This is a genomic window from Streptomyces chartreusis NRRL 3882 (assembly GCF_900236475.1).
Lineage (GTDB): Bacteria > Actinomycetota > Actinomycetes > Streptomycetales > Streptomycetaceae > Streptomyces > Streptomyces chartreusis_D.
Map to the genome: position 1 here is coordinate 3,190,083 of NZ_LT963352.1, position 23,558 is coordinate 3,213,640.

The window sequence follows — 23,558 nt, forward strand, 5'->3', positions numbered from 1 at the left end:
TGACCACCCCCGTGACTATTCCTATGATGATCTGACTGACTGAAGCTCGGAGGGGCTAGGTCCGGAGCAGGCGTCAACAGGCTTACGGGGGTTGGGAAAGCGTGATCCAGCCGGAGAAGATCCCGCAGTTCACCGGGAATCTGGAGCAGCTGGAGACGGACTACGCGGATCTGAAGAAGGACGCGGGTCATGTCCGGGATGCCGGTGGTGACATCCACTCGCGGTTCCAGGGGTTGTCGGCGTTCTACCACGCTCCGGAGGCGGAGCGGTTGTTCGCGACGACGAAGCCGGTCAAGGAGAAGGCGGACGCGTTCGCCGACGACCTGGAGAAGGTGTCGGGCGCGTTGTCGTCATACGCCACCGAAATCCGTCCGCTGGTGGCGAAGCTGAAGCAGCTGAAGACGGACGCGGCGGCCTTCGTCTCCTCGGTCAAGGACGATGACGAGTGGGAGTACGACGAGGACAAGGTCGACGAGCACAACAAGCTGCGGGACGACATCACCGCGACGGTCGCGGCGTTCTGGGCGGCGGAGCGGACCTGCCACAACAAGATCACCGCTCTGTGGGGCGGGACGCAGATGGTGGCCGGGGACGGTTCGGACAAGAAGAACCAGTACGGCTTCAACGCCGAGGACATGAAGAACGCCAAGCTTCCCTGGGGCGACCCGGTGGAGGAGAAGCACCACTGGTACGAGGTCGGCCACTGGGTGAAGTCGTTCGTGTGGGACGGCCTGATCGTCGACGGTGTGTGGGGCACGATCAAGGGCCTGGGCACGCTGGTGGGCTTCGGCGGCTGGGATGCGATGAAGCAGGCCTGGAAGGGTCTGGCGCAGCTGGCGACCGGCCTGGCCATCACGGCGATCCCCGGGGCGCAGACGTGGTTCTGGACGGCGTCGGACAAGGACATGCCGTCCTGGCTGCGTGACTCGCGCACGGCGATGAAGGAGACCGGCAAGGCGCTGGTGGCCTGGGACCAGTGGGGCAAGAACCCCGCCCGCGCGGCCGGAGCCGTCACCTTCAACGTGCTGACCACGGTCTTCACCGGCGGCGCCGGTGCGGCCGCCTCGGGTGCGGGCAAGGCGGGCGCGGTCGCCAAGGCCCTGTCCGTGGCGGGCAAGGCCGGCCGGGTCATCGACCCGATGACCTACATCGCCAAGGGCGCGGGCGCCGGCCTGTCGAAGATCGGCGACATCACCAAGGGCCTCAAGGGCGTCGGAAACATCGACATCCCGGCCCTGCCCGAGAACGCGGTCACGCTGCCCGAAGGCACGGTAAGGCTCCCCGACGGCACGGTGCACCTGCCCGAAGGCGCGGCGATCCCCGACGGCGCGACGAAACTGCCCGACGGCAACGTCCGGCTGCCCGACGACGCCCCGGTCCTGCCCGAGGGCACCACGAAACTCCCCACCGAGGACGGCGCCCCGGCCCGCTACTACGACCCGGACGGCAACATCCTCGACGAGCACGGCAACGTCCTGCAGAAGTCCGCCGACGGCCCCGGCGACGTCGTCGACCAGCCCCACTTGCCCGACACGGGCTCGCCTGCTTCCGGTGCGGACACGCCCCGCGTGGACTCCCCCGCCCAGCAGCCGGCCCTGGTCACCGCGGGAGCCCACACCGCGGAAGGCGCCGGCCAGCACATCCGCCTGGGCAACAGCCTCGACGATGGGCTCGGCGGCATCGGCCGAACCGGCGACGACGGGGCCACCCCGGCCGTCCACGCCGGAGGCGACCTCCCCGGCGGCACGGTGGGCGACCACCTACCCGGCGGCACGGCGGGCCACACGCCGGGCGGCCGTGTGGGCGACCACATGCCCACGAACGAGCTGGGCAACGGGCGCCACGGCAGCACCGACGGCACCCCGGCAACGGGCGCCGGCCGCTCGGAGACGCCCTCCACCGCCGGTCACGCGGACGGCCCGGGCACGAACGGCACGCACGGCGACGGCCCGGGAGGCGGTCACCACGAGCCGCCGGCGACGGGCAGCGGCCTGCCCGGAGGCCTGGACGACCTGGGCCGGGGCGCGGACGACGCGGCCCGCGGAGCGGACGACATCACGGGTGGGGCGGACGACGCCGCCGGCGGGGCGGCTCAGCACGCGGACGACGCGGCGCGGCACCGCGCGGAGTACGAGGCGGCCCGTGAGAAGCCCGCGGACGACCGCACGCCCCAGGAGCGGGCTGCGATCGCCCGCGAACACGTCCGACTGGCCAACGAGGACCCGGTCTGGCGCGCCGAGCACTACGACAAGTGGGGCCCCGGCAAGCGCAACAATGCCGAGGAGATGGTCGACGGTCAGCTGCTGCCCAAGCTGGTCGAGAAGCCGGGTGGCGGCTGGATGGCCGCCGATGCGATGCCGTACGCGAACCCCGAGCGGTTCCACCTGACTCCCATGGAAAGGGGTCGGGATACGGTGCCGCACGAGAATCTGAGTCATCTCGACGACGTCTCGGCCCGGCGCATGGCGGGCACGGAGCTGACGAACGCCGAGAAGGCGTACAAGGCCGACCCGACCGATGACACGGCGAAAGCACTTCTCGAAGCGCAGGAGCGCTTCAAGAGCACCGTCGGTGAAGGCGTTTCCAACAACAGCAAGCTCGGGGAAGCGCTCGGCGAGGAGGCGGCCCGTCGGCACATGCTCGCCCAGAAGGAGTTCGAGGGAGCCAGGGAGATCACTGATCTTCCCGAAACTCCCAACGGCTCGAAGAGATTCGACCAGCTGTGGCAGGACAAGGACGGCAACCTCATCATCGTGGAGGCCAAGGCCCCCAACGCGAGGCTGGACTGGCGCCAGGGCAACGGGCTGCAGGACAGCGGCACGATGGTGAAGCAGGGGACCATCGAGTACGTTCGCACCATTTTGGCCGATATGGAAGAGCGTGCGATCTTCTCGCCGAACGATGCGAAGTACGCCTCGCAGATTCGGACGGCGATCGAGAACAAGTCCTTGCGGTACGTCCTCGTCCAGGCCACTGAAAACACGGGTACGTATGCTGGGGCCGAGCTCAAGCACTTCAAGATCTTCTAAGGAGAGACGCGTTGGTGTCGATCATTTCCCGCCCTCCGTTGCCCACGGGGAACGTGGAAGAGGGTCTCGCTGTGCTCCAGGAGAACGCTCGGCAGCTGATCGACGGGCTGGAGGAACGCTCCACGAGGCTGGGCGACGCCCAGCGCGTCACGCTCACCCTGGCTCAGTCGCGTTGCCTGATCGATCCCCGGGCGGCGGAGTTCCCCTCGTGGGACGCCTGGGTCACGGCCATGCAGGTCGGCTCCGCGGTCTTCGCGGCGGCGACCACGACGGACGACCAGGTGCAGTGCCGCATCGCACACGAGGACCGCACTCTGCAGGCCACCGGTCCGCAGTGGTACGTGAATCCCGGCAGCTGGCTTTCCGCGTTCTACCTGGCCGTGATCTGTCGTGAGAGGGACCGGATCACCGCTCTGTGCCAGGTCCCGCTGTCCCTTCTGCGGGAGAACGGCGGGCAGTTCGAGGAGTATCACTACGCCTGGATCGACACCCTCCAGACGTACTGGCGCGGTGGCCCGGACCTGGGTCCGAAGCTCGTCGCCGCGGTCGACGGCACCGAGCCGGAGACCGTCGCGGACCCGGAGACGGTGGGCAAGCTGCTGTATCCGCCGATGGAGGTCTTCCACCGCTTCATCCGGAAGGACCCCGAGACCTTCAACCAGGCGCTGGCCCGGGCACTCGAACTGCACAAGCAGTACTGGAGCGAGGAGGACCGCGCCTTCCAGGCCTCGGGTCTCGTCGCCCTGGCCCCGCTCGCCATGGCCTGCTTCGCCCACGACGCGGGCCTCCCCGTCGAGGTGGAGTCCGAGTACCTGCCGGCCGTACTGATCAGCCGCAACTGGTGTGGTGAGTTTCCCACCTGATTTGGATGGGTGGCCGGACACGCCGACAGGGGAACGAACTCCGTGGAGCCCTCGTCGCCGGCGCCGTCACCCTCGGGGTGCAGGCGCAGGAGCTCCAGTACGGAGGCTCAAGGGCGTCGGCAACATCGGCACCTCGCTCCGCCAAGCATGTGGCCCCCTGCCCGAGCGCACGGTCAGCTCCCCGACGGCACCGTGCAACTGCCCCAGGGGCGCGGCCCTCCCGTTCCCTGATCAGCAACAAGTCCGACTGGAGGAGAGCGTCAGTGGTCACGACCGTTCCCCGCCACGAGTAGCCAACGGACGACGTGCCGGACACTCTCGACGCCCTCGGCGAGACCACAAACTGGATCCTCGCCGAGTTCGCTGAATCACCCGTCCTGCGCCCTCAGGCACTGAGCACGGCGCTCACTCTGGCGCAGCAGCGCTGTGCGGTGGACCCCCAGGCCGTCAGGTTCGAGATCTGGGAGGCTTGGGTCACGGCCATGCAGACCGGGTCCGCGCTCTTTGCCGCGGCAACCGCCCCCGAGGGCGCCAGCATCACATGCCGGATCAAGGAGCAGGAGCAGACGCTCCCCGCGACCGGCCCCGAGTCCTACCTGAACGCAGGAACGTGGGTCACTGCCTTCTACCTCGCGATGATCTGCCGTGACAATGACCGCCTGCACCGGCTGGCCGAGGTGCCCATCTCCTTCCTGCGCGAGTCCGGCGCGGTGTTCGACGAGTACATCTATTCCTGGGTGGAGGCGCTGCAGAGCTTCTGGCTGGGCCGCCCGGACGTGGGCGACAAGCTGATTGCGGCAGTCGACGGCACCGGCCCGGAAGCGCTGCGGTACGCCGACGCGGATCTGATGTCGAAGATCCTGTATCCGCCAATGATTCTGCTCTACCGCGTCATCCGCCGCGACCCTGCGGAGTTCAACAAGGCCCTGGCCGATGCCCTGCGGTGGCACAAGGCGTACTGGACTGCTGACCTGGACCGCGCCACCAGCGCCGACGGTCTCGTCGCCCTCGGCCCACTGGCCATGGCATGCCTCGCACGTGACCAGGGCATCACTGTGGGAGTCGAGTCCAAGTATCTGCCCAAGGCACTTTTGGGGTATGCATGGATCGGCGAGATCGAATACTACCGCGGGAGCCCACACCGCGGACTACATCAGTGACGGAAATTTGGCTGGGCTTCCTGGATATGACGACCTCCTATCCCAATGCAAGCAGGCCAGCAAGAACAGTGACATGACACCGGCTGTGTACATGGCGATGGAGCATGCAACGGAGCTGCAAGGGCGTGGCGCCAAGCCGCTTCCCGCGCAAAGCTGACCGAGGCCACCTTTGTGCTGCGATTCGAGGACGGCTCGATCACTGTCCCAGCCAACGGCCCCACATACCCGTAAGGACTAGTCAATGCCCATGCTCATGCGCGCACCGCGTGAATGCGCGTCTTGGTTCTGGGATCTGGAGGACTACGCTCCGCCCGGACTGCGCTCGGCACTGGTGACCGCCGCGAGAATGACAGCCGTGCTGCGCAAGCATGACTTGCTGGAGCCACACCACGTGGAATGGCCATGGTTCATCCCCGGGGCGGGCGGCGCCCCCGCGATGACGCGATTGCAGCTCACGGGACCCATCGACGCCGAAGAAGTCTTTCATGCACAAGGTACGCCGCGCCGTGAACACCGACTCGTCGAATTGACGGTCTCTCCGGAACACCTCGGTCTATCTGCCGAGGTTTCCGTCTTCCACGACATCTGGGGCCCTTTCGACTTCCGTGGGGAGCCTCACCCGGAAGTACACCGGCAGAATGCCCCACGGCTCGCTGCTGCACTGAGGGAACTAGAGGCGCTGCTGGGAGTTGCGCCTGAGCCCGGTGAGCCGACGAACTTCGGCAGGGCTGCCGGATACGGAGTCGATGAGCCGGTCGTGATGGACGGGCGAGGGCCAGATCTTACCGATCAGCTGTAAGACGTCCCGCACCCCGCGTGGGTTGAGTCGCAGACAAGGCAGCATCCCAGCGGGATGCTGCTCGGGTTCGCTTCCCGCAGCGGCATCTTGACCAGCGTCCCCGACCTGTTGATGAGGAGTTCGGGGATCTCGTCCTCGTAGAACCGCACTTGGCCGATGACCCCGTCGGTCTTCGCGTTGAAGGCGAGCATCTCCACCAGTGCGACCAGGTCGGGGAGGCACTCCGCGTGGATCTCCTGGCGGGCCGTCAGGGACCAGTGGTCGGCGGTCTGGAAGAGCTGGCCGGTCAGTAGTCCCCCGATGCGCCACGCCGGGCCCCGGTCCGCGAGCAGGGGGACGAAGTCCGGCCACTCCGCCTCGCCGTTGCCGTCGTCCGCGCTGTCTCCCTCCATGTGCCGCCGGAGGTGCGCGAGTACGGCCTCCGGCACGGTCGGCGACAGGTCGAGGGCCAGGTCCACGGCGTACAGGTCACTCATGAGAGCTGAGTTCAGAAAGCTCGGGGCAGGACGCGGACGGCGCCTGTCGTGCATGGAGATGACCGGTCCGGGGCCACGCGGGCGGTGCTGCCGGGAGCAGTCCGGAGAGCGGGTAGCCGCTCTTCTCCGCGACCCGGCACGATGCCGTGTTGTCCACCTGGTGCCGCAGTTCCAGCCGTGTCAGGCCGTCTGGGGCGAGGGTGCGGAAGGCCCATTCGGTCAGTGCGCGCAGGGAGCGTGGTGCCACCCCCAGGCCGCGGGCGTGCGCGGCGGTCCAGTAACCGATTTCGGCGGTCGCGGCGTCCGGGGTGCGCCGGGTGAGGACCACGTGTCCCACCAAGGGGCCCTCGAGTCCGGGCGCCCCGGGCTGTTCGACGGCGAACGCGAAGCGGGTCCCCGCCTCCCATGCCCGCCGCTGTTCAGCCAGCCATCGCGCGGCGTCCGCCTCGTCGTCCAGGTGGGTCCGGAGCCAGCGGCGCAGCGCGGGGTCCCGGTGCAGTTCGACGAGCCGGGCGGCGTCCTCGGCGGTCCAGGAGCGGAGCGTGAGCACGGGGGTCGAGGCGGCGGGGTCCGTGGCCAGTCGGGTCGCCGTGATGTCGGGCATGGAGGTGAGCCTACGAGCCCGCCGGCCCCGGCAGGCCCGGCGAGCCCGGCCGTGACGACTGCGGCTCACAGACCCGGCTAGAACAGGCTCAGCAGCGCCTCCGCCGGGTCCGTCAGGCTCGTTTCGCCACCCGGCAGGGGCAGTTCGAACCACACCGTCTTGCCCCTGGGCGTGCGACGGGAGCCCCACGCGGCGCTCAGGAGGCCGACCAGCTGGAGGCCCCGGCCGCCCTCGTCGGTGTCGCGGGCCCGGCGGCGGCGGGGCTGGACCAGGCCTGAGTCCCAGACCTCGCAGACCAGGGTGCGGTCCAGCAGCAGACGCAGACGGATCTCGCCCTCGCCGTAGCGCAGGGCGTTGGTGACGAGTTCGCTGACCAGGAGCTCCGTGGTGTCGACCAGCGGTTCCATGTCCCAGCTGAGCAGCTGGGCGCGCGCGTACTCGCGGGCCCGGCCCACGCTGCGCGGCTCGCGCGGCAGGGTCCAGTCGCCGACGGACTCGGTGGGCAGTCCCTGTACACGTGCCATCAGCAACGCGATGTCGTCCTCGCCGTGATGGGTGTCGAGGGTGTTGAGGACGTGGTCGCACACGTCCTCCAGGGGCTGGGTGGGATCGGAGAGGGTGCTGACGAACGCCTGGAGGCCCTCGTCGAGGGGGTGATCGCGGCTTTCGACCAGTCCATCCGTGTAGAGCGCGAGCAGGGCGCCTTCGGGCAGTTCGACCTCGACTTCCTCGAAGGGCTCACCGCCGACGCCGAGCGGCAGGCCCGGCGGCACGTCGAGCATCAGGGCCGACTCGCCCGGCTCGACCAGGACGGGCGGCAGATGGCCCGCGTTGGCGAAGGTGCAGCGCCGGGTGACGGAGTCGTAGACGGCGTAGACACAGGTGGCGAGGTACACCTCCGACAGGTCCGCCTCGCGGGGGCGGCGGGCCGCCCGGGTCGCCTGCTGGACGCCTCCGGGGGCACCGAGGCCGCGGGCGATCTCGTCCAACTGGGAGAGCACCTCGGCGGGTTCCAGGTCGAGCTGCGCCAGCGTGCGCACGGCCGTGCGGAGTTCACCCATGGCGACGGCCGCGCGCAGGCCACGGCCCATGACGTCGCCGACGACCAGCGCGGTGCGGTGCCCGGGGAGTTCTATGACGTCGAACCAGTCGCCGCCGACCTCGCTGGGCCGGCCGGTGTTGGCGTTGCCGGGCAGGTAGCGGCAGGCGATGTCGAGGCCCGAGGCCTCCGGGTCGCCGGGCGGGAGCAGGGACCGCTGCAGTATCAACGCGCGTTCGTGCTCGCGCCGGTAGAGGCGGGCGTTGTCGATGCAGACCGCGGCACGGGCGGCGAGTTCGACGGCCAGGTCCCGGTCGCGGTCGCCGAACGGCTCGCTGCCCTTCGTACGGGCGAACTGCACGAGCCCGACGACGGTGTCGTGGGCGACCATCGGGACGGCGAGCGTGGACTGCACGAGCCCGCCGTCCTCGCCGGGGACGGTCTGCGGGCGGGCCGTGCGCAGGGCGTCCGCGCAGGGCGAGTTGAACGGGTAGTGGTGGACGGCGCCGACGGCGACGGGCACGCCGGTGCCGGCGAAGGGCGCGTCGGAGACGGCACTGGCGAAGGCCACCCGGCGCAGCTCGCCGCTGCCGTCGGCGAGTCCGGGCGGGGTTTCGTCGCCGACCAGCAGGCCCTGGTAGAGGTCGACGGTGGCCAGGTCGCAGAAGCCGGGCACGACGACGTCGAGGAGCTGCCGGGCCGTGGTCTCCAGGTCGAGGGAGTTGCCGATGCGGGCGCCGGCCTCGTTCAGCAGGGCGAGGTTGCGGCGGGCGGCGGCGGCCTCGCGGGCGGCGGCGCGGCGGGCGGTGATGTCGATCCCGAGCCAGGCGACCCCGATGGGCCGGCCCGAACCGCTGTGCACGCGGTAGAGGTTGACGGACCAGTGGCGGCGCTCGTCGGAGCCCGGCACGAAGCCCGTGACGTGCATGTCGGTGATGGAGCTGCCGGTTTCCAGCACGCGGCGCAGCGTGGCGGCGACCCGCTCGGCCTCGCCGCGCTGCAGGTAGTCGTGGACTCCCTTGCCGCGGTGGTCGTCGGGCGAGCCGCCGAAGATGGACGCGAACCGCTGGTTGACGCGGCGGACCCGCAGGTCGGAGTCGATCAGCAGGAAACCGAACGGGGATTGACTGAAAATGGCCTGCGAGGCGGCGAGGTCGGTCTCGATGCTGCGCAGCGTGCGCACGTCGACGACGATGCAGACGGCGGCCTTCTCGCCGTCCTCGGTGCGCGTCGGCATGACGTACACCTCGGCGAGCCCCTCCTGCCCGCACTCCCCCTCGGTGCCCTTCGGCATCCGGAAGGGCACCACGCCGGTCCACTCGCGGCCGTCGAGGATCTCGGCCATCTTGCGCATGCCCCGCTCGCGCAGGCGCGGGTCGATGAACGTCTCGATGGGGTCCATGCCGACCGCGCGTTCGGCGGGGATGCCGAAGAGGTGCTCGGCGCGCAGGCTCCACTGGTCGACGAGCCCGTCGGGGCCGATGGAGAAGGACGCGACCTTGATGTAGTCGTAGATGGATCCGGGGGGACTGCTCTGCCACATGGCGTCCCCGGGCTGCACCCCGTCGGCCGCGAGCGCACCTCCCACCGCGGAAGCCAGGCCGTCCGCGGCCATCGCCCTCGCGCCCTCCGACGGGTCCTCGGACTCCGTGGCCTTCGCTGGTATCTCGCTCACGCGAACCGTCCCCTCCAGCTCACCGCGTCCGGCACCGGTCACCGGGGGCGGCTGCCCGCAGTATCCAGCACTACGGTGCCGCACAACACGGTGTTCACGATCACAGCACGGTCCCGATGGTTTTTGGACCGGACCGTGAGAACACTTCCACTCTTCTAACCAGGGGACACGTCGTCGAATCCCGTCCGTCGGCAACCGCCACTGGCCTGAACCATTCGCTCTACAGCGGCGGGGCGGACGTACACCGATTTTTCACTCCGGAACGGCGAGTTCGAACCACACGGTCTTGCCCACGCCGCCGGACCGGGTGCCCCAGCGGCGACAGGAGGAGGCCACCAGGTACAGCCCCCGGCCGCTCTCGTCCTCGGGCCTGGCGGCGCGCTCGCGGGGCGGGTCCGGGAGCGGGTCGGAGACCTCCACCAGGAGGACGGCGTTCAGTTCGGAGGGACGGACCAGGCGGACGCCTATGGGGCCCGTGGCGTGCCGCAGGGCGTTGGTGACCAACTCGCTGACCAACAACGCCGTGAGGTCGGCGAGGCTGTCGAGGCCCCAGCCGCGGAGTTGCCCGCGGACGGCCTGGCGGGCGGTGCGCACGGCGCCCGGCTCGGCGGGAAAGGTCCACTCGGCGCGGTCACCTTCGGTGTCGATCACGCCGATCACTTCCCCGGCATCGGGCCCACCCATGTCCGGTTTCATGGGGTTAATGGGCACATACCCGATATCAGGGGCGGAGTACCGCGTGGCGGAGCGCACGGTGGCACGAAAGGCGTACGGGGCGCCCGCACGGACGCCTTCGGGCCTCGCACGCCCCCGGTTGGCCTCAGGCGCCGGGCGCTTCTCCCCGACGGGGGCCGCCGAGAGGTCCCAGATGCGCGAGCGTCTGCCGTACCGCGGGCACGTCCTGGTCGAGCCAGTCCACGTCCCAGATCTCGTCGGGGCCGAGCCAGCGCAGTTCGTCGTGGTCCTCAAGGGGCTTGGGGGCGGCGGAGCCGGGCCGCAGTCGCGCGGTCCACACGTGCAGCACGTACGGCGACTTCAGCGGCCACTCCCCCGGGACCCGCCCGCCGGCCTCGGCATCGACGCCGAGTTCCTCGCGCAGCTCCCGCACGAGCGCCGTGTCGGCCGTCTCGCCCGGCTCGACCTTGCCGCCGGGCAGCTCCCAGCGCCCGGCCAACTCGACGGGCGCGCTGCGCCGGGCGGCCAGCAGCCGCCCGTCGTCGACCAGCGCGGCGCCCACGACGACGATCCGCTCACTCATGCGGGGAGCCTACGGGAGCGCGGCCGGACACCGGCCCGGAGCCCAGGCACACCAGAGGTCAGTCGTGCGCCCCTCCCGGCCCGTGCTGACCCAGCCGCTCGACCCAGTACAGCCGCTTGTGACCGCGGTCGTCGAGGCTGTCCGCGATCCTCTGGGCCTCGGCCCGGGTCGCGTACCGGCCCACCCGGTAGCGGTTGCCGTTGTCGTCCTCTCGTATCACGAGCCAGGGAAGAGTGATCGTGCTGTCGTTCATCGCGCCCCTCCACTTCCCACCCGCGGCCTGTGCCGTGCCCCACCCGATAAGGAAACCGCAATGCGCATATGCCCGAGCCTACGCCTAACCTTCACGCAGCGAATACGGCTTTTCACGAAGAGGTACGCAACCGGCCAGAACACAGGGGGCGCACGGCAACGAACGCGCCGTCCGCGCGCCTCGACGCACCCGGTCGGAGGCATACCGCATGCGCCGTCACCGACCTGCGAGAACCAGGGCCGGCTCAGCGGCACGGACCACCCCGGCCGGGGACGGCTTCCGCGGTGATCGGGTGAGCGGGGCGCGCGGGGAGCGCGCCGCGTGGCTGAAGTGAGCGTTCGCTACTTGACCGGAAGGTGGTAGGCGACCCGGTACCGATCGGCCGGGATGACCACGTCGGCCGTCTCGACCGGGCGGCCGGAGGCGTAGAACGTGCGCTGGATGACCAGGACGACATGACCGGGGACGCCCCCGAGGACGAGGAGCTCCTCGGCGAGGCCGGGGCGGGCGCCGACCTCCTCGGTGACGTTGTCCACGATCACGTCGATCGCGCGCATGCGCTCGACGACACCCATGCCGCCGAGCGGCCCCTCCTCCGGCAGCATCACCGGCGTACGGCCCGTGACGGCGAGCGGCTCCCAGGAAGTGGAGAGCATCATCGCCTCGCCACCCTCGCGGAAGAGGTACTTCGTGCACATCACGCGCTCGCCCGGTTCGATGCCCAGCCGCTCGGCGACCGCGACGCTGGCCTCGGACTGCTCGCTGCTGGACTCCCAGGTGCCGCGCCCCTCGCCGTCGGCCTGCTCCTGACGGAACGGCGTGGCCCCGCCGGTCGGGCGGTATCCGGAGCGGGCGATGCGCCGGGGCACGGGCCGCTCGCGCACGTAGGTACCCGAGCCGGAGCGGCCCTCGACCAGGCCCTCCGCCATGAGCACCTTGCGGGCCTCCAGCGCGACGGTGTCCGAGACGCCGTACTCCTGGCGGATTCTGGCCTGGGAGGGGAGGCGGGTGTGCGGTGGCAGCTGACCGTCGACGATCTTCTTGCGGAGATCACCCGCGACGCGCAGGTACGCCGGCTGCTCACCGAATGTCACTGGCCGCTCCCATCAGGTTGTACAGACAGCAACAGCGTGGCAACCGTGGGTTGTGCCATGCAAGCAAAGGCCAGAGAATCACTCGATGTGATGACAAGGTGGCACCGGGGGCTTTACGCAGGCACTTTCTCCCCGCTATAGCCGCCGTCACACCTGGGCTTCGGAGTCACCGCCCTCGGTCCCGTCCGGGGAGGGCGGCGTCGCCGCGAGCCCGAGCGCCTTGCGCGCGGTGACGGTCGCCGGGCCGTCGACGTACTCGTAGGCCTTGTCGTGGTGCGCGTAGTACGACTCCGCGTCGTCCGCCTGGCTCGCCCTCGCCCACTCCTCCCGGGCGTCCTCCAGGTCCTTCACCAGGCGGGCGACCGGCTGCCGGGCGGCGGACGGCCAGGGGTGCCCGCGCAGTGCCCCGATCTGCTCGCCGAGCACGTCGTGCACCTGGGTGGCCCAGGCCCGGTGGCCGGCGAGATCGTCCTCCGGGGTCTTTTCGGGCTCCTCGTACAGCGCCGCGTCGACGGCGTTGGCCGCGGACAGGAAGACGACCTGGTCGGTGTCGAGCATGGTGTGGTCCCCGCGCAGGGAGCCGGTCAGCTGGTCCTTCGCGTCGATGTTGCCGAAGACGCAGGTGACCGCGCGGTCGCCGTAACGCCAGCTGTCCCGGGTCGGCAGGAGGTAGTACACGTCGACGTCGGCCGGCATCGCCCAGGAGTCCATGGCGTACTGGTCCTGGAGCGCGTAGCACCGCTCGTCGGCGATGTCCGTGAGCTCGGCGTCGCCCGGGAAGGCGCCGCCCGGCAGTGTCACGACCGCGAACACCTCGCCGTCGTGCCCGCCCTCGCAGGACACCGGGTCGACGTCGTAGGTGTCGCCCTCCAGACCGCCGGGCGCGTCGAAGCAGTCGCCCTTCTTCAGCAACAGGCTCTCGTTGCCCTGCGCACCGTCCTTGAACCCCTCCCAGGCGTCGGACAGCACACCCGTGGACAGCGTCACCGCCCACAGCGCCACCCCGACGGACGACAGCACGGCCCCGGCGATCGCCAGCCCCCGGCCGCTCTGGCCGTTCCGCCTGATCTGCCGCAGCGCGATCAGCCCCAGCACGAGTCCCGCGGCGGGCAGGAAACAGAGCACCCCGAGGACGAGCGCGGCGACGGCGAGCGCGTTGACGGAGACCGGCGCGCCGTACGGGCGGCCGGTGGGGCCGTAGGGGCCACAGGGGCTGTGCCCCTGGGCTCCCTGGGGCCAGTTGGCAGGCTGCGGGCCGTACGGGTCCCGGGGCTGCTGGTTCCCGGGGGGCGGGGGTATCGACACGGGTACGGTGCTCCTGGCTGGCGTGGTGGGAGAGAGCGGCCGTGCGGAACGTACCGCTGGGCGCATCGTAAGCGGCCGTGTGACGGGGCGGAATGCAGACGATCGAGACATCGGTACGGGCGGCGAACCGCCTCACGGCACGCTGGGCATCGGGGATCCGCGAGAGCACGGTGTTCTCGGCGGCCGGGGTCTGGCCGCTGCTGGCCCTCCTCGCGGCCGGCGCGACGGGCCGGGCGCGCGAGGAGCTGACGGAGGCACTCGGCCTGCCGGCGGACCGGGCGGGCGCGGCCGGGCGGGAGTTGCTCGCGGTGCTGGCGGAGGTGGACGGCCTGGAATCCGCACTGGGGTTGTGGACCGAACGGACCGTGGAGCTGCGGGAGGAATGGGCGGCGCGGCTTCCGGTGGGGGCGCACGGAGTGCTCACGGGCGAACCGGAGGCGGACGGACGCGCCCTGGACACGTGGGCCGCGCGGCGGACGGGCGGGCTGATCGAACGCCTGCCGGCGGCACTGCGGCCGGACACGTCTCTGGTGCTGGCGAGTGCGCTGGAGCTGCGGGCGGACTGGGAGGTGCCGTTCAAGGGCGATTTCGGCGGCTGGCTGGGCCGTTACGGCTCTGCCGGGCTGGTGCGGGAGGTTCCGGACATCGACAGCGTCTCGGTGGCCCGGACCGGCCCGGGAGCCGTCACGCGGGTGGTCGTGCGCGGGGACAGGGCAGTCGACGTCCATCTGTTGCTCGGCACGGAGCAGATGGGGCCGGGAGAGGTGCTGGCGGCCGGGACGGACCTGCTGGCGGGCACGCTCGACGCGGTACCGGGAAGCCGCCTCCCGGAGGGTGCCGCCGGTCCGGGCCTGTCCGTCCACAAGCGGCGCACCCACCTTCCCGAGCCGCCGTCCCTGACCCTGTTCACCGTGGAGTTCACCCTGCGCTCGGAGCACGACCTGCTGGCGTCGAGCGCCCTCTTCGGCCTGACCACGGCGACCGGTGACACCCCGGGCCCCCTCCCCTTCCAGGGCGTGAGCCCCGCGCCGCTCGTCCTGTGCTCCGCGCGGCAGGTCATGACGGCCACCTTCAGCGCGGAGGGCTTCAAGGCGGCCGCGGTGACCACGATGAGTGCCATCTACCAGGGCCGGTCGCCGGAGGAGCCGCCGCACGAGGCGGTCAGGGTGATGGCGGTTATCGACCGCCCCTTCGGCCTTCTCGCCGTGCACCGCGAGACGAGCCTCGTCCTCGCGGCGGGCTGGGTCACCGACCCGAGGCCCTTCCCGGAGGACGAGGACGTCTGCGTACCGGGCACGTCAGGAGACTGACGGCCCGTCACGGAACGAGGTCAGAACTGGAGCGCCCAGGCGTCGATCCGACCGGTGTCGAAGCGGGCGTTGTCGCTCACGCGCAGCTTCCACGTGCCGTTGGCGGCCTCCGCGGAGGCGTTCACGGAGTACGTGGTGTCGATGTCGTCCGCACTGCCGCCGGTGCCGTACGACTTCAGCGTGTACGCCGTGCCGTCGGGGGCGATCAGCTGGACCTGGAGGTCGCCGATGTACGTGTGGACGATGTGGACCTCGACGGCCAGGGCCGAGGGCGCGTTGCCGGAGACGCCGGAGACGGTCACCGGGGACTCGGCTGTGGCGTTGTCGGCGATGGCCTGGTCGGTGGTGTTCTCGAAGCGCGGTCCGGGCGGGGTGGTCGTACCGCCGCCGACGTTGAGGAGCCGGTTGGGCGAGCCGCTGCCGGGGCTGGTGACGACGCCGGTGGTGGCGGCGGCCGTCAGCGCGGCGGAGACCTGCGCGGGGGTCGCCGTGGGGTTGTCGGCCAGGTACAGGGCGGCGGCTCCGGCGACGTGCGGGCTGGCCATCGACGTACCGGAGATGGTGTTGGTCGCCGAGTCGCCCGTGTTCCAGGCCGAGGTGATGGACGAGCCGGGTGCGAACAGGTCCAGGACGGCACCGTAGTTGGAGTAGCTCGCCTTCGCGTCGCTCGACGTCGTGGCGCCGACCGTGACGGCCTCGGTGACGCGGGCCGGGGACCGGGTGGAGGCGTTGGTGGACTCGTTGCCGGCGGCGACCACGAAGGTGACGCCGGCGGTGACGGCGTTGCGTACGGCCGTGTCGATGGCCGTGTCGGCGGGGCCGCCGAGTGACATGTTGGCGACGGCCGGCTTGACCGCGTTCCGCGCGACCCAGTCGATGCCCGCGACGACCTGGGCGGTGGTGCCCTGGCCGGAGTTGTTCAGCACCCGGACACCGACGACCCTGGCCTTCTTGGCGACGCCGTAGGCACCGCCTGCGACCGTGCCGGCGACGTGTGTGCCGTGGCCGTGGCCGTCCTGGGCGGTGTTGTCGTTGTCGACGGCGTCGTAGCCGTAGGAGGCGCGGCCGCCGAAGTCGCTGTGCGTGATGCGGACACCGGTGTCGATGACGTACGCCGTGACGCCCTCCCCGGCCGAATCGGGGTAGGTGTAGGAGCTGTTCAGCGGGAGGTTTTTCTGGTCGATGCGGTCCAGGCCCCAGGACGGCGGGCTGGGCTGGGTCCCGGTGATGCCGAACGTCCTGTTCTGGACCACGGAGGCGACGGCCGGGTCGGCGGCGAGGCGTTCCGCCTCGGCCTCGGAGGCCTCGATCTCGTAGCCGTTCAGGGCCTTGGTGTACGTGCGCTCGATGTCGGCGCCGTACTTGTGCGCGAGGGCCCGGCCCGCGGCGGAACCGGCCTTCTGCGTCTTCAGCGTCACGATGTAGCTGTCGGCGACGGCGCCGGCCGCGTCCTCGTACTGGATGCGCCCTTCGGACGCGGCCGGGGCCGCGCCGGCGGGGAGGGCCGAGACGAGGCTCGCGACGAGCGCCGCGGTGGCCGTCGCGCCGAGCGCGGCCAGTCTTCGCCGGGTGGGCCTGTGGGGAGTACGCATCACTGCCATCTGAGGGGTCCTCCTCAATCGGTGGTGCGCTGTGGGGTGTGGTGCACGCCCGCCGAAGCCACCCTGAAGTCATGGTCATGTCAACCTTGGGTGACTCCTGTGCGTCAGCCGAAAGATTGAGGCCTCCACAGGAATTGCACAAGGGCCCTGCAAGGCGCAGTCCTACCGCTGCCACCACCACAGAAGCGCGCTGACGGCGCCGGAGCCCAGCGCGGCCGCCGCGCCGCGCACCGCGCTGAACATGACGGCCCGGCCGAGGCGGCGCCGGTCACGGGTGCGCGAGCCGGTGCGCGTGCGAGTGCGCGTGCGGGTGCGGTCGGGCTCCATCTGCTGCTCCTGCCGTCGTGCTCCGGGGGCGTACGCGCACCAGTTCACGCTCGGTGGGGTGACAACTCCCAGCCAACTCGGAACAGTTCGGAATCCGACTGCGTAACCTGAAGGTCGACGCGGCCTTTCGGAATTCCGAACCGGAAAGCCGACAGGTGCCGAGGAGGTGGAGTGGCGTCGCTGGTGCTCGAGGAGCTCGACCGGTTACGCAGGCGGGCCGAGGCACGTCTCGCCGACCGTGAACTCCGCCTCGTACGGAGCAGACTGGCCGAGGAGTCCGGCGTTTCGGTCAAGACGATCAGCGACTGGTTCAACCGCAAGCACGCACCGCGGAACCTCGACCACCTGCTCGCGGTGGCCCGGATCCTGGCCCGCTGGGCCGACTGCCGCCCCCGATGCCACGCCAGTGGTCCGCACTGATGGCGGCCGACCGCGCGCCCGAGACGCCGTCGCAGGAGAGGACGCCGCCGTCGCCACCGCCGGTTCCCGGCTTGGGTGACCACGGCCCCGAGCCACTGCCCGGCCCCGAGGGCCGGACCGCTCCCGGGCGGCCCATCGGCGAACTCGCCGACCCCTTCTCGCTGGAGGTCCACCGGGCGATCGAAGTCCCCCCGGCCGCCGGGCCGTGGGACAACGGCAGGGGCGAGACACTGCCCCTGCTCCCGGCCTACGTAGAGCGCGTACACGACACCCGGCTGCGCGAGGTGGTCCAGCAGGCCGCCGACGGCGTCAGCGGCATGGTCGTGCTGGTCGGCGGCTCCTCCTGCGGCAAGACGCGGGCCTGCTGGGAGGCCGTGCAGGAGCTTCCGGCCGGCTGGCGGCTGTGGCACCCGATCGCCCCCGACCGCCCGCAGGCGCTGCTGGCGGACCTGGCCGCGGTGGCTCCGCGGACGGTGGTGTGGCTCAACGAGATGCAGCACTACCTGCTGACGCCCACCGACTCCGTCGGGGAGCGCGTCGCCGCCGGACTGCGTGACCTGCTCGCCGAGCCGGACCGGGCCCCGGTGCTCGTCCTCGGCACGATGTGGCCCGAGTACTGGGCCACTCTCACCGGCACCCCCCAGCCCGGCGTCGCCGATGCCCACCCGCAGGCCCGGGTCCTGCTCAGCGGCGCCGTCGTACCGGTGCCGGACACTTTCAACGGCCCGGCCCTCAAAGCGCTGCGGCTCGCCGCCGGCGGTGACCCCAGGCTGGCCCGGGCCGCCGCCGAGGCCGAGCAGGGGCACATCACCCAGTACCTGGCGGGCGCGCCCTCCCTGCTCGACCGCTACCGGGCCGCGCCCTCCGCGGCGCGGGCGCTGATCGAGACGGCGATGGACGCGCGGCGGCTCGGTCACGCCCGGGCGCTCCCGCACGCGCTGCTGGAGGCCGCCGCCCCGGGATACCTCACCGACGGCCAGTGGGACACGCTCGGCGAGGACTGGCTGGAGCAGGCACTGGCCTACACGGCCGCACCCTGCCACGGCGCCCGCGGCCCCCTCACCCGGATGCGGCCCCGGCCCGGCGACCCGTACCCGGCCCAGCCGCACTACGTCCTCGCCGACTACCTGGAACAGGAGGGCCGCACCAACCGCCGGACCGCCGGCGTGCCCCCGCAACTGTGGAACGCGCTCGTCGACCACGCCGCCGTCGGCAGCCACGTCGACATCGCGCGCTCGGCGGGGCTGCGCGGTCTCAAACGGCTCGCGGTCCGCGCCTACTCCGTGGCCGCGGCGCACGGCGACACGTTCGCGCTGCTCCAGGCCGCGAAGGTGCTGCGCGAGGCGGACCGGACCGACGAGGCGATCGACTGGCTTCAGGACCGGGCCGAGGCCGGATGCGAGTTCGTCCTGTGGCTCGCCGGCGACCTGCTGAGGGAGACCGGCCGCCCCGCCGAAGCCCTGGCCCGCTACCGGCAGGCGGCGGAGACGGGCGACACGTTCGCGCTGCGCTGGGCCGCGGAACTCTCCCAGGAGGCGGGCCGGACCGACGAGGCGCTGGAGTGGTACGAGCGCGCGGCCGAGGCCGGGGACATCAGCGCCCTGCGCCAGGGCGCCGAACTGCTCCAGCGGACCGGGCAGGTCGACGAGGCGCTCGCCTGGTGCCGGCGGGCCGGCGAGTCGGGGACGGTCTTCGCCCTCCACAGCGCGGTCGACCTGCTGCGGAGGGCGGGCCGGGAAGCAGCCGCGGACCAGCTCGCGCGGTACGGGTGGGAGCCCGGCGGGGACATCGCGCAGCCGTGGGAGGCACGGCCGCCGGGATGACCGCGGGTGCCTCCCTCCGGGACGTGCGCGCGGCGGTCAGTCGTCGAACCCCATGGCCCGGGACCGCTTCTCCCAGGCCAGGACCTCGTCGCGTACCTGGTCGAGATGGCCGAGGACCGCGCTGACGCCGTCGTCGCCGAGGGGCAGCCGCAGCGGCGTGGAGTCGGCGTCGAGCGCGGCCAGGATGAGGGCGGCGGCCTTGGCCGGGTCGCCGGGCTGGGTGCCGTCGCCGCCGGCGACCAGGCCACGGGTCTCGCTCACCTTGCCGTACACGCCGCTGTCGGCACTGGCACCGGCCCGCCCGGTCTCGAACAGGCTCGTGCGGAACGCGCCCGGCTCGACGATCAGCACCTTGACGCCGAACTCCGCGACCTCGTCCGCGAGTCCCTCGGACATGCCCTCCAGGGCGAACTTCGTCGCGCTGTACGCCGAGAAACCCGCGAAGGACAACTGCCCGCCCATGCTGCTCATCTGCACGATCGCGCCCGACCGCCGCTCGCGCATGTACGGCAGCACGGCCCGGGTGAGGGCTGCGGGGCCGAAGACGTGCACCTCGAACAGCGCCCGCAGCTCCTCCTCGGTGGTCTCCTCGAAGGCACCGACATGCGTCCGGCCCGCGTTGTTGACCAGGACGTCGATCCGCCCGTGCCGCGCCGCGACGTCCCGCACGGCGGCCTCCGCGGCGTCCGTGTCGGCGACGTCCAGGCGCAGTGCCTCCACCCGGTCGGGATGGGCGGCGACCAGGTCGTCCAACGCCTCGGGGCGCCGGGCCGCGCCGACCACCACGTCGCCCGCGGCGAGGGCCGCTTCGGCGATCGCCCGCCCGAAACCGCTGCTCGCACCCGTGATCAGCCACACCTTGTTCATGACAGGTCCCCGTCTCGTGTCGTCACGACCTCGTGTCGTTACGCCGACCACCCTCTCGCCCGGCCCGATGCCCGGTCCAAGACTTTTGGTGATAACCAATGGCTATGACCCTGGACGTTCATGTGCGCGACCTGCGCTACTTCGTGGCGGTGGCCGAGGAACTGCACTTCACCCACGCCGCCGAGCGCCTGTACGTGTCGCAGCCCGCACTGAGCAAGCAGATCCGGGCGCTGGAGCGCCAGTTGGGCATCGAGCTGCTGCGGCGCGACCGGCACGGCGTGGCCCTCACCGACGCCGGTGCGGCACTGCTGCCGCACGCCCGGCGGGTGCTGGCGGACTGGGCGGAGGGGGCGGCCGCGGTGGAGGCGGCCCGGGCGGCGCAGCGCAGCACCCTGGTCGTGGGCATGAGCACCAGCCCGGTGCGGGGCGGCCTGCTGCCCGCGATCCGCTCCCGCTTCACCGCCGCGCGCCCGGAGACCGTCATCCGGCTGCGGCAGGTCAACTGGGAGGACCCGACCGCGGGCCTCGCCGACGGCGCCGCGGACGTGGCCTTCGTCTGGCTGCCCCTGCCCGGCCAGGAGCGCTACGGGTGGACGGTCGTCGCCGAGGAACCGCTCATGGTCGCCCTCCCGGACACACACCCCCTCGCCGACCGCACCGAGGTCGACTTCACGGACCTGCTCGACGAGCCGTTCCTCGCGCTGCCCGAGAGCACTGGCCCGCTGCGCGACTACTGGCTGGCCCTGGACGCCCGCCAAGGCCGCCCTCCCCGGATCGGCGCCGAGATCGCGAGCACGGAGGAGACGTACGAGGCCCTGACCGCCGGTCTCGGCGTCTGCCTGGTGGCCGCGGGCAACGTCCCCCTGCTCACCCTGGGCGGTGTGACAGCCCGCCCGGTACGCGGCGTGACGCCCAGCCGCTACGTCCTGGCCTGGCGCCGGGAGGACGGGCGACGTCCGCTGGTACGGGCGTACGCGGAGGCCTGCCGGCGGGTCACGGGGCGGGAGTAGCCGACCTGGTCAGACCCTCCTGTGAAGATCTCGTTGCACGCCACCCCCGTAGCCCTCCGGGCCGCTGATACTGACCGGGTGCTCGAAGGGCCAGGGGAAGCGGGGCGACGGTGGACTGGACGGTGTGGGGAGGGCTGGCCGCCGGGCTGGTGATCGCGACCGTGACCGCCCCGGTCGGAGTGTCCGGCGCGGTGTTCCTGCTCCCGGTCCAGCTGAGCGTCTTCGGTGTGCCCAACCCGGCGGTCACTCCGACCAACCTGCTGTACAACGTGGTGGCCGGACCCGGAGCCCTGTGGCGCTACCGCCACGACGGCGCGCTGCGCGGCGACCTGGCCCGGCGCCTGGTGCTGGGCACGCTGCCCGGCGTGGTCCTCGGCGCCACCGTCCGGGTCTTCGCCCTCCCCGGCCCGGGCGTCTTCCGGCTCCTGGCAGCCGCCCTGCTGCTGCCGCTCGGCCTGTGGCTGTTCCTGCGTGCCCTCGCCCCGGCACGCCACCGCCCGCCGCCCCCGGGCGAGTTGGTCCCGGGCGGGTTGGCCCCGCGCACGCTGACCGGCCTCGCGCTGGCGGTCGGCGTGGTCGGCGGCGTCTACGGCATCGGCGGCGGCTCCCTGCTCGGCCCGGTCCTCGTCGGACGCGGCCTGCCCGTCGCCCGCGTCGCCCCGGCCGCGCTCGCCGCCACGTTCGCCACGTCGCTCGTCGGCGCCACCGCCTACGCGCTGCTGTCGTTCCTGAGTTCGGGAGAGGTCGCCCCCGACTGGTGGCTCGGCCTCGCCTGCGGCACGGGCGGCCTCATGGGCGGCTACCTCGGCGCCCGCCTCCAGCCCCACCTGCCCGACCGGGCCCTGCGCCTCCTGCTCGGCACCCTCGCCACGGCCGTCGGCGCTCTGTACGCCGCGCAGGCCCTGAATTGATGCCAAAAAAAACTGACGGCGATGTCGAGAACCCGCGTCCGGCTCCGTCCCCGGGGTGAACGCGACCACAATGGGCCGCACGAGCATCGAGGAGAACCACGATGGCCAAGTACCTGCTGCTGAAGCACTACCGCGGCGCCCCGGCTCCGATCAACGACGTGCCGATGGACCAGTGGAGCCCGGAGGAGATCTCGGCGCACATGCAGTACATGAACGACTTCGCGGCCCGGCTGGAGAAGACCGGCGAGTTCGTCGACGGTCAGGCGCTCGCCCCCGAGGGAGCGTGGGTCCGCTACGACGGTGAGGGGCGCCCGCCGGTCACCGACGGACCGTTCGCGGAGACCAAGGACCTCATCGCCGGCTGGATGGTCATCGACGTCGACAGCTACGAGCGCGCCGTCGAGCTGGCCGGGGAGCTGTCGGCCGCACCCGGGGCGGGCGGCAAGCCGATCCACGAGTGGCTGGAGGTGCGCCCGTTCTACGGCACGACGCCCACCATCACGGAGTGACGTCACCGATGGACGAGGTCCTGCTCAGGAGCCTCACGCCGAGCGTGCTCACCGTCCTCGTCCGCCGCGGAGCCGACTTCGCGGCGGCCGAGGACGCCGTGCAGGACGCTCTGGTCGAGGCGCTCCGGGTCTGGGCGGCCGACCCACCGCGCGATGCCAAGGGCTGGCTGATCACCGTGGCCTGGCGCAAGTTCCTCGACGCGACGCGCGCCGACGCCGCCCGCCGCCGGCGTGAGGACCGCGTCGAGGAGGAGCCGGCACCCGGACCGGCGCCCGCGGTGGACGACACGCTCCAGCTCTACTTCCTGTGCGCCCACCCGTCGCTGACCCCGGCATCGGCGGTCGCGCTCACGCTGCGCGCCGTCGGCGGGCTGACCACCCGGCAGATCGCCGAGGCCTACCTGGTGCCCGAGGCGACCATGGCGCAGCGCATCAGCCGGGCCAAGCGCACGGTCTCCGGCGTGCGCTTCGACCGGCCCGGCGACGTCGCCACCGTGCTGCGCGTTCTCTACCTCGTCTTCAACGAGGGCTACTCCGGCGACGTCGACCTCGCCGCCGAGGCCATCCGGCTCACCCGGCAGCTCGCGGCCCGTATCGACCACCCCGAGGTGGCGGGGCTGCTCGCCCTCATGCTGCTCCACCACGCCCGGCGCGCCGCCCGGACCGCGTCCGACGGCAGCCTGGTGCCGCTCGCCGAGCAGGACCGCGGCCGGTGGGACACCGCGTTGATCGCGGAGGGCGTCGGGATCCTCCAGGCGGCCCTCGCCCGCGACCAGCTGGGCGAGTTCCAGGCCCAGGCCGCCATCGCCGCCCTCCACGCCGACGCGCCCACCGCCGAGGAGACCGACTGGGTGCAGATCGTCGAGTGGTACGACGAGCTCACGCGCCTGACCGACAGCCCGGTCGTCCGGCTCAACCGCGCGGTCGCCGTCGGGGAGGCCGACGGCCCGCGCGCCGGCCTGGCGGCGCTCACGGCGCTGGACGCCTCACTGCCCCGCTACGCCGCGGTGGCGGCATATCTCCACGAGCGCGACGGTGACCTGGCGACAGCGGCACGGCTGTACGCCGAGGCGGCCCACAAGGCACCCAACCTCGCCGAACGCGCCCACCTGACGCGCCAGGCCGCCCGACTCAACGCCAGCCGACCTCACTGACGGGCCGCGCGCGGCTCTTCCCACGACACTGGGCGCGCCCGCGTCTCACATCCCGTGGCAGGCGACGCGGG

General features: G+C 71.8%; 22 protein-coding genes. 11 read left to right on the forward strand and 11 right to left on the reverse strand.

Annotation, left to right across the window (positions count from 1 at the left end; genetic code table 11):
• The first annotated feature begins 101 nt into the window (after positions 1 to 101).
• The 4 genes from SCNRRL3882_RS14095 to SCNRRL3882_RS14110 all read left to right on the forward strand — a co-directional run bounded on the left by SCNRRL3882_RS14095 (position 102) and on the right by SCNRRL3882_RS14110 (position 5,851).
• Entirely contained in the window at positions 102 to 3,029 is a 2,928-nt protein-coding gene (locus SCNRRL3882_RS14095; RefSeq protein WP_102514796.1) for a hypothetical protein, read from the forward strand.
• 71 nt (positions 3,030 to 3,100) lie between these two features.
• Positions 3,101 to 3,892, forward strand: a complete 792-nt coding sequence (locus tag SCNRRL3882_RS14100) for an immunity 49 family protein (RefSeq protein WP_010049097.1) — start codon at positions 3,101 to 3,103, stop codon at positions 3,890 to 3,892.
• Positions 3,893 to 4,197: 305 nt separating this feature from the next.
• Complete coding sequence (locus SCNRRL3882_RS14105; RefSeq protein ID WP_010049095.1) at positions 4,198 to 5,052, forward strand: immunity 49 family protein; 855 nt, start codon at positions 4,198 to 4,200, stop codon at positions 5,050 to 5,052.
• A 247-nt stretch (positions 5,053 to 5,299) separates the two neighbouring features.
• Positions 5,300 to 5,851, forward strand: coding sequence for a hypothetical protein (locus SCNRRL3882_RS14110; RefSeq protein ID WP_173937384.1), 552 nt, complete (start codon positions 5,300 to 5,302; stop codon positions 5,849 to 5,851).
• On the opposite strand, the gene SCNRRL3882_RS14115 is transcribed toward SCNRRL3882_RS14110, so the two are convergent.
• The 8 genes from SCNRRL3882_RS14115 to SCNRRL3882_RS14150 form a co-directional block, all read right to left on the reverse strand.
• On the reverse strand, positions 5,842 to 6,327 hold the full coding sequence (locus SCNRRL3882_RS14115; RefSeq protein ID WP_010049093.1) for a hypothetical protein: 486 nt from the start codon (positions 6,325 to 6,327) through the stop codon (positions 5,842 to 5,844). The genes SCNRRL3882_RS14110 and SCNRRL3882_RS14115 overlap by 10 nt on opposite strands.
• Entirely contained in the window at positions 6,320 to 6,931 is a 612-nt protein-coding gene (locus tag SCNRRL3882_RS14120; RefSeq protein ID WP_010049091.1) for a GNAT family N-acetyltransferase, read from the reverse strand. Before SCNRRL3882_RS14120 ends, SCNRRL3882_RS14115 begins: the two co-directional genes overlap by 8 nt.
• Before the next feature lie 77 nt (positions 6,932 to 7,008).
• Complete coding sequence (locus SCNRRL3882_RS14125) at positions 7,009 to 9,645, reverse strand: SpoIIE family protein phosphatase (RefSeq protein WP_010049090.1); 2,637 nt, start codon at positions 9,643 to 9,645, stop codon at positions 7,009 to 7,011.
• A gap of 252 nt (positions 9,646 to 9,897) precedes the next feature.
• On the reverse strand, positions 9,898 to 10,341 hold the full coding sequence (locus SCNRRL3882_RS14130) for an ATP-binding protein (protein WP_078603019.1): 444 nt from the start codon (positions 10,339 to 10,341) through the stop codon (positions 9,898 to 9,900).
• Positions 10,342 to 10,465: 124 nt separating this feature from the next.
• Positions 10,466 to 10,903, reverse strand: a complete 438-nt coding sequence (locus SCNRRL3882_RS14135; RefSeq protein ID WP_010049087.1) for a (deoxy)nucleoside triphosphate pyrophosphohydrolase — start codon at positions 10,901 to 10,903, stop codon at positions 10,466 to 10,468.
• A 58-nt stretch (positions 10,904 to 10,961) separates the two neighbouring features.
• The gene (locus SCNRRL3882_RS14140; protein ID WP_010049085.1) at positions 10,962 to 11,156 is read right to left on the reverse strand and encodes an SPOR domain-containing protein; all 195 of its coding nucleotides are present in this window, start codon (positions 11,154 to 11,156) and stop codon (positions 10,962 to 10,964) included.
• A gap of 341 nt (positions 11,157 to 11,497) precedes the next feature.
• Positions 11,498 to 12,250: a GntR family transcriptional regulator gene (locus SCNRRL3882_RS14145; RefSeq protein WP_010049083.1), complete on the reverse strand. Its 753-nt coding sequence runs from the start codon at positions 12,248 to 12,250 to the stop codon at positions 11,498 to 11,500.
• 147 nt (positions 12,251 to 12,397) lie between these two features.
• Entirely contained in the window at positions 12,398 to 13,555 is a 1,158-nt protein-coding gene (locus tag SCNRRL3882_RS14150) for a DUF4190 domain-containing protein (protein WP_010049082.1), read from the reverse strand.
• Positions 13,556 to 13,647: 92 nt separating this feature from the next.
• Here SCNRRL3882_RS14150 and SCNRRL3882_RS14155 point away from each other — a divergent pair, with 92 nt between their 5' ends.
• On the forward strand, positions 13,648 to 14,865 hold the full coding sequence (locus SCNRRL3882_RS14155; RefSeq protein ID WP_010049080.1) for a serpin family protein: 1,218 nt from the start codon (positions 13,648 to 13,650) through the stop codon (positions 14,863 to 14,865).
• Between the two features lie 20 nt (positions 14,866 to 14,885).
• Here the strand turns inward: SCNRRL3882_RS14155 and SCNRRL3882_RS14160 are convergent, their stop codons facing one another.
• Both SCNRRL3882_RS14160 and SCNRRL3882_RS40765 read right to left on the reverse strand, forming a co-directional pair.
• Positions 14,886 to 16,466 (reverse strand): S8 family serine peptidase, encoded by a 1,581-nt coding sequence (locus SCNRRL3882_RS14160; RefSeq protein WP_010049078.1) that lies wholly within the window; start codon positions 16,464 to 16,466, stop codon positions 14,886 to 14,888.
• A gap of 162 nt (positions 16,467 to 16,628) precedes the next feature.
• Entirely contained in the window at positions 16,629 to 16,793 is a 165-nt protein-coding gene (locus tag SCNRRL3882_RS40765) for a hypothetical protein (RefSeq protein ID WP_158688495.1), read from the reverse strand.
• Between the two features lie 171 nt (positions 16,794 to 16,964).
• On the opposite strand from SCNRRL3882_RS40765, the gene SCNRRL3882_RS14165 reads away from it, so the two are divergent.
• Both SCNRRL3882_RS14165 and SCNRRL3882_RS14170 read left to right on the forward strand, forming a co-directional pair.
• Positions 16,965 to 17,213 carry a helix-turn-helix domain-containing protein gene (locus tag SCNRRL3882_RS14165; protein ID WP_010049077.1) on the forward strand — a complete coding sequence of 83 codons (249 nt, stop codon included), beginning with the start codon at positions 16,965 to 16,967 and terminating at the stop codon, positions 17,211 to 17,213.
• A gap of 71 nt (positions 17,214 to 17,284) precedes the next feature.
• A complete protein-coding gene (locus tag SCNRRL3882_RS14170) occupies positions 17,285 to 19,036 on the forward strand; it encodes a tetratricopeptide repeat protein (RefSeq protein ID WP_050810355.1) in 1,752 nt (583 codons plus the stop codon).
• 36 nt (positions 19,037 to 19,072) lie between these two features.
• Here SCNRRL3882_RS14170 and SCNRRL3882_RS14175 read toward each other — a convergent pair whose 3' ends face one another.
• The gene (locus SCNRRL3882_RS14175) at positions 19,073 to 19,903 is read right to left on the reverse strand and encodes an oxidoreductase (RefSeq protein WP_010049074.1); all 831 of its coding nucleotides are present in this window, start codon (positions 19,901 to 19,903) and stop codon (positions 19,073 to 19,075) included.
• 104 nt (positions 19,904 to 20,007) lie between these two features.
• Between SCNRRL3882_RS14175 and SCNRRL3882_RS14180 the strand changes: the two genes are divergently transcribed.
• From SCNRRL3882_RS14180 to SCNRRL3882_RS14195, 4 genes are all read left to right on the forward strand, one after another.
• Entirely contained in the window at positions 20,008 to 20,913 is a 906-nt protein-coding gene (locus SCNRRL3882_RS14180) for a LysR family transcriptional regulator (RefSeq protein WP_010049073.1), read from the forward strand.
• 110 nt (positions 20,914 to 21,023) lie between these two features.
• Positions 21,024 to 21,824 (forward strand): sulfite exporter TauE/SafE family protein, encoded by an 801-nt coding sequence (locus SCNRRL3882_RS14185; RefSeq protein ID WP_010049072.1) that lies wholly within the window; start codon positions 21,024 to 21,026, stop codon positions 21,822 to 21,824.
• A 101-nt stretch (positions 21,825 to 21,925) separates the two neighbouring features.
• Positions 21,926 to 22,333, forward strand: coding sequence for a YciI family protein (locus tag SCNRRL3882_RS14190; RefSeq protein WP_010049071.1), 408 nt, complete (start codon positions 21,926 to 21,928; stop codon positions 22,331 to 22,333).
• An 8-nt stretch (positions 22,334 to 22,341) separates the two neighbouring features.
• Positions 22,342 to 23,487 carry an RNA polymerase sigma factor gene (locus SCNRRL3882_RS14195; protein ID WP_010049069.1) on the forward strand — a complete coding sequence of 382 codons (1,146 nt, stop codon included), beginning with the start codon at positions 22,342 to 22,344 and terminating at the stop codon, positions 23,485 to 23,487.
• The last annotated feature ends 71 nt before the right edge of the window (positions 23,488 to 23,558 follow it).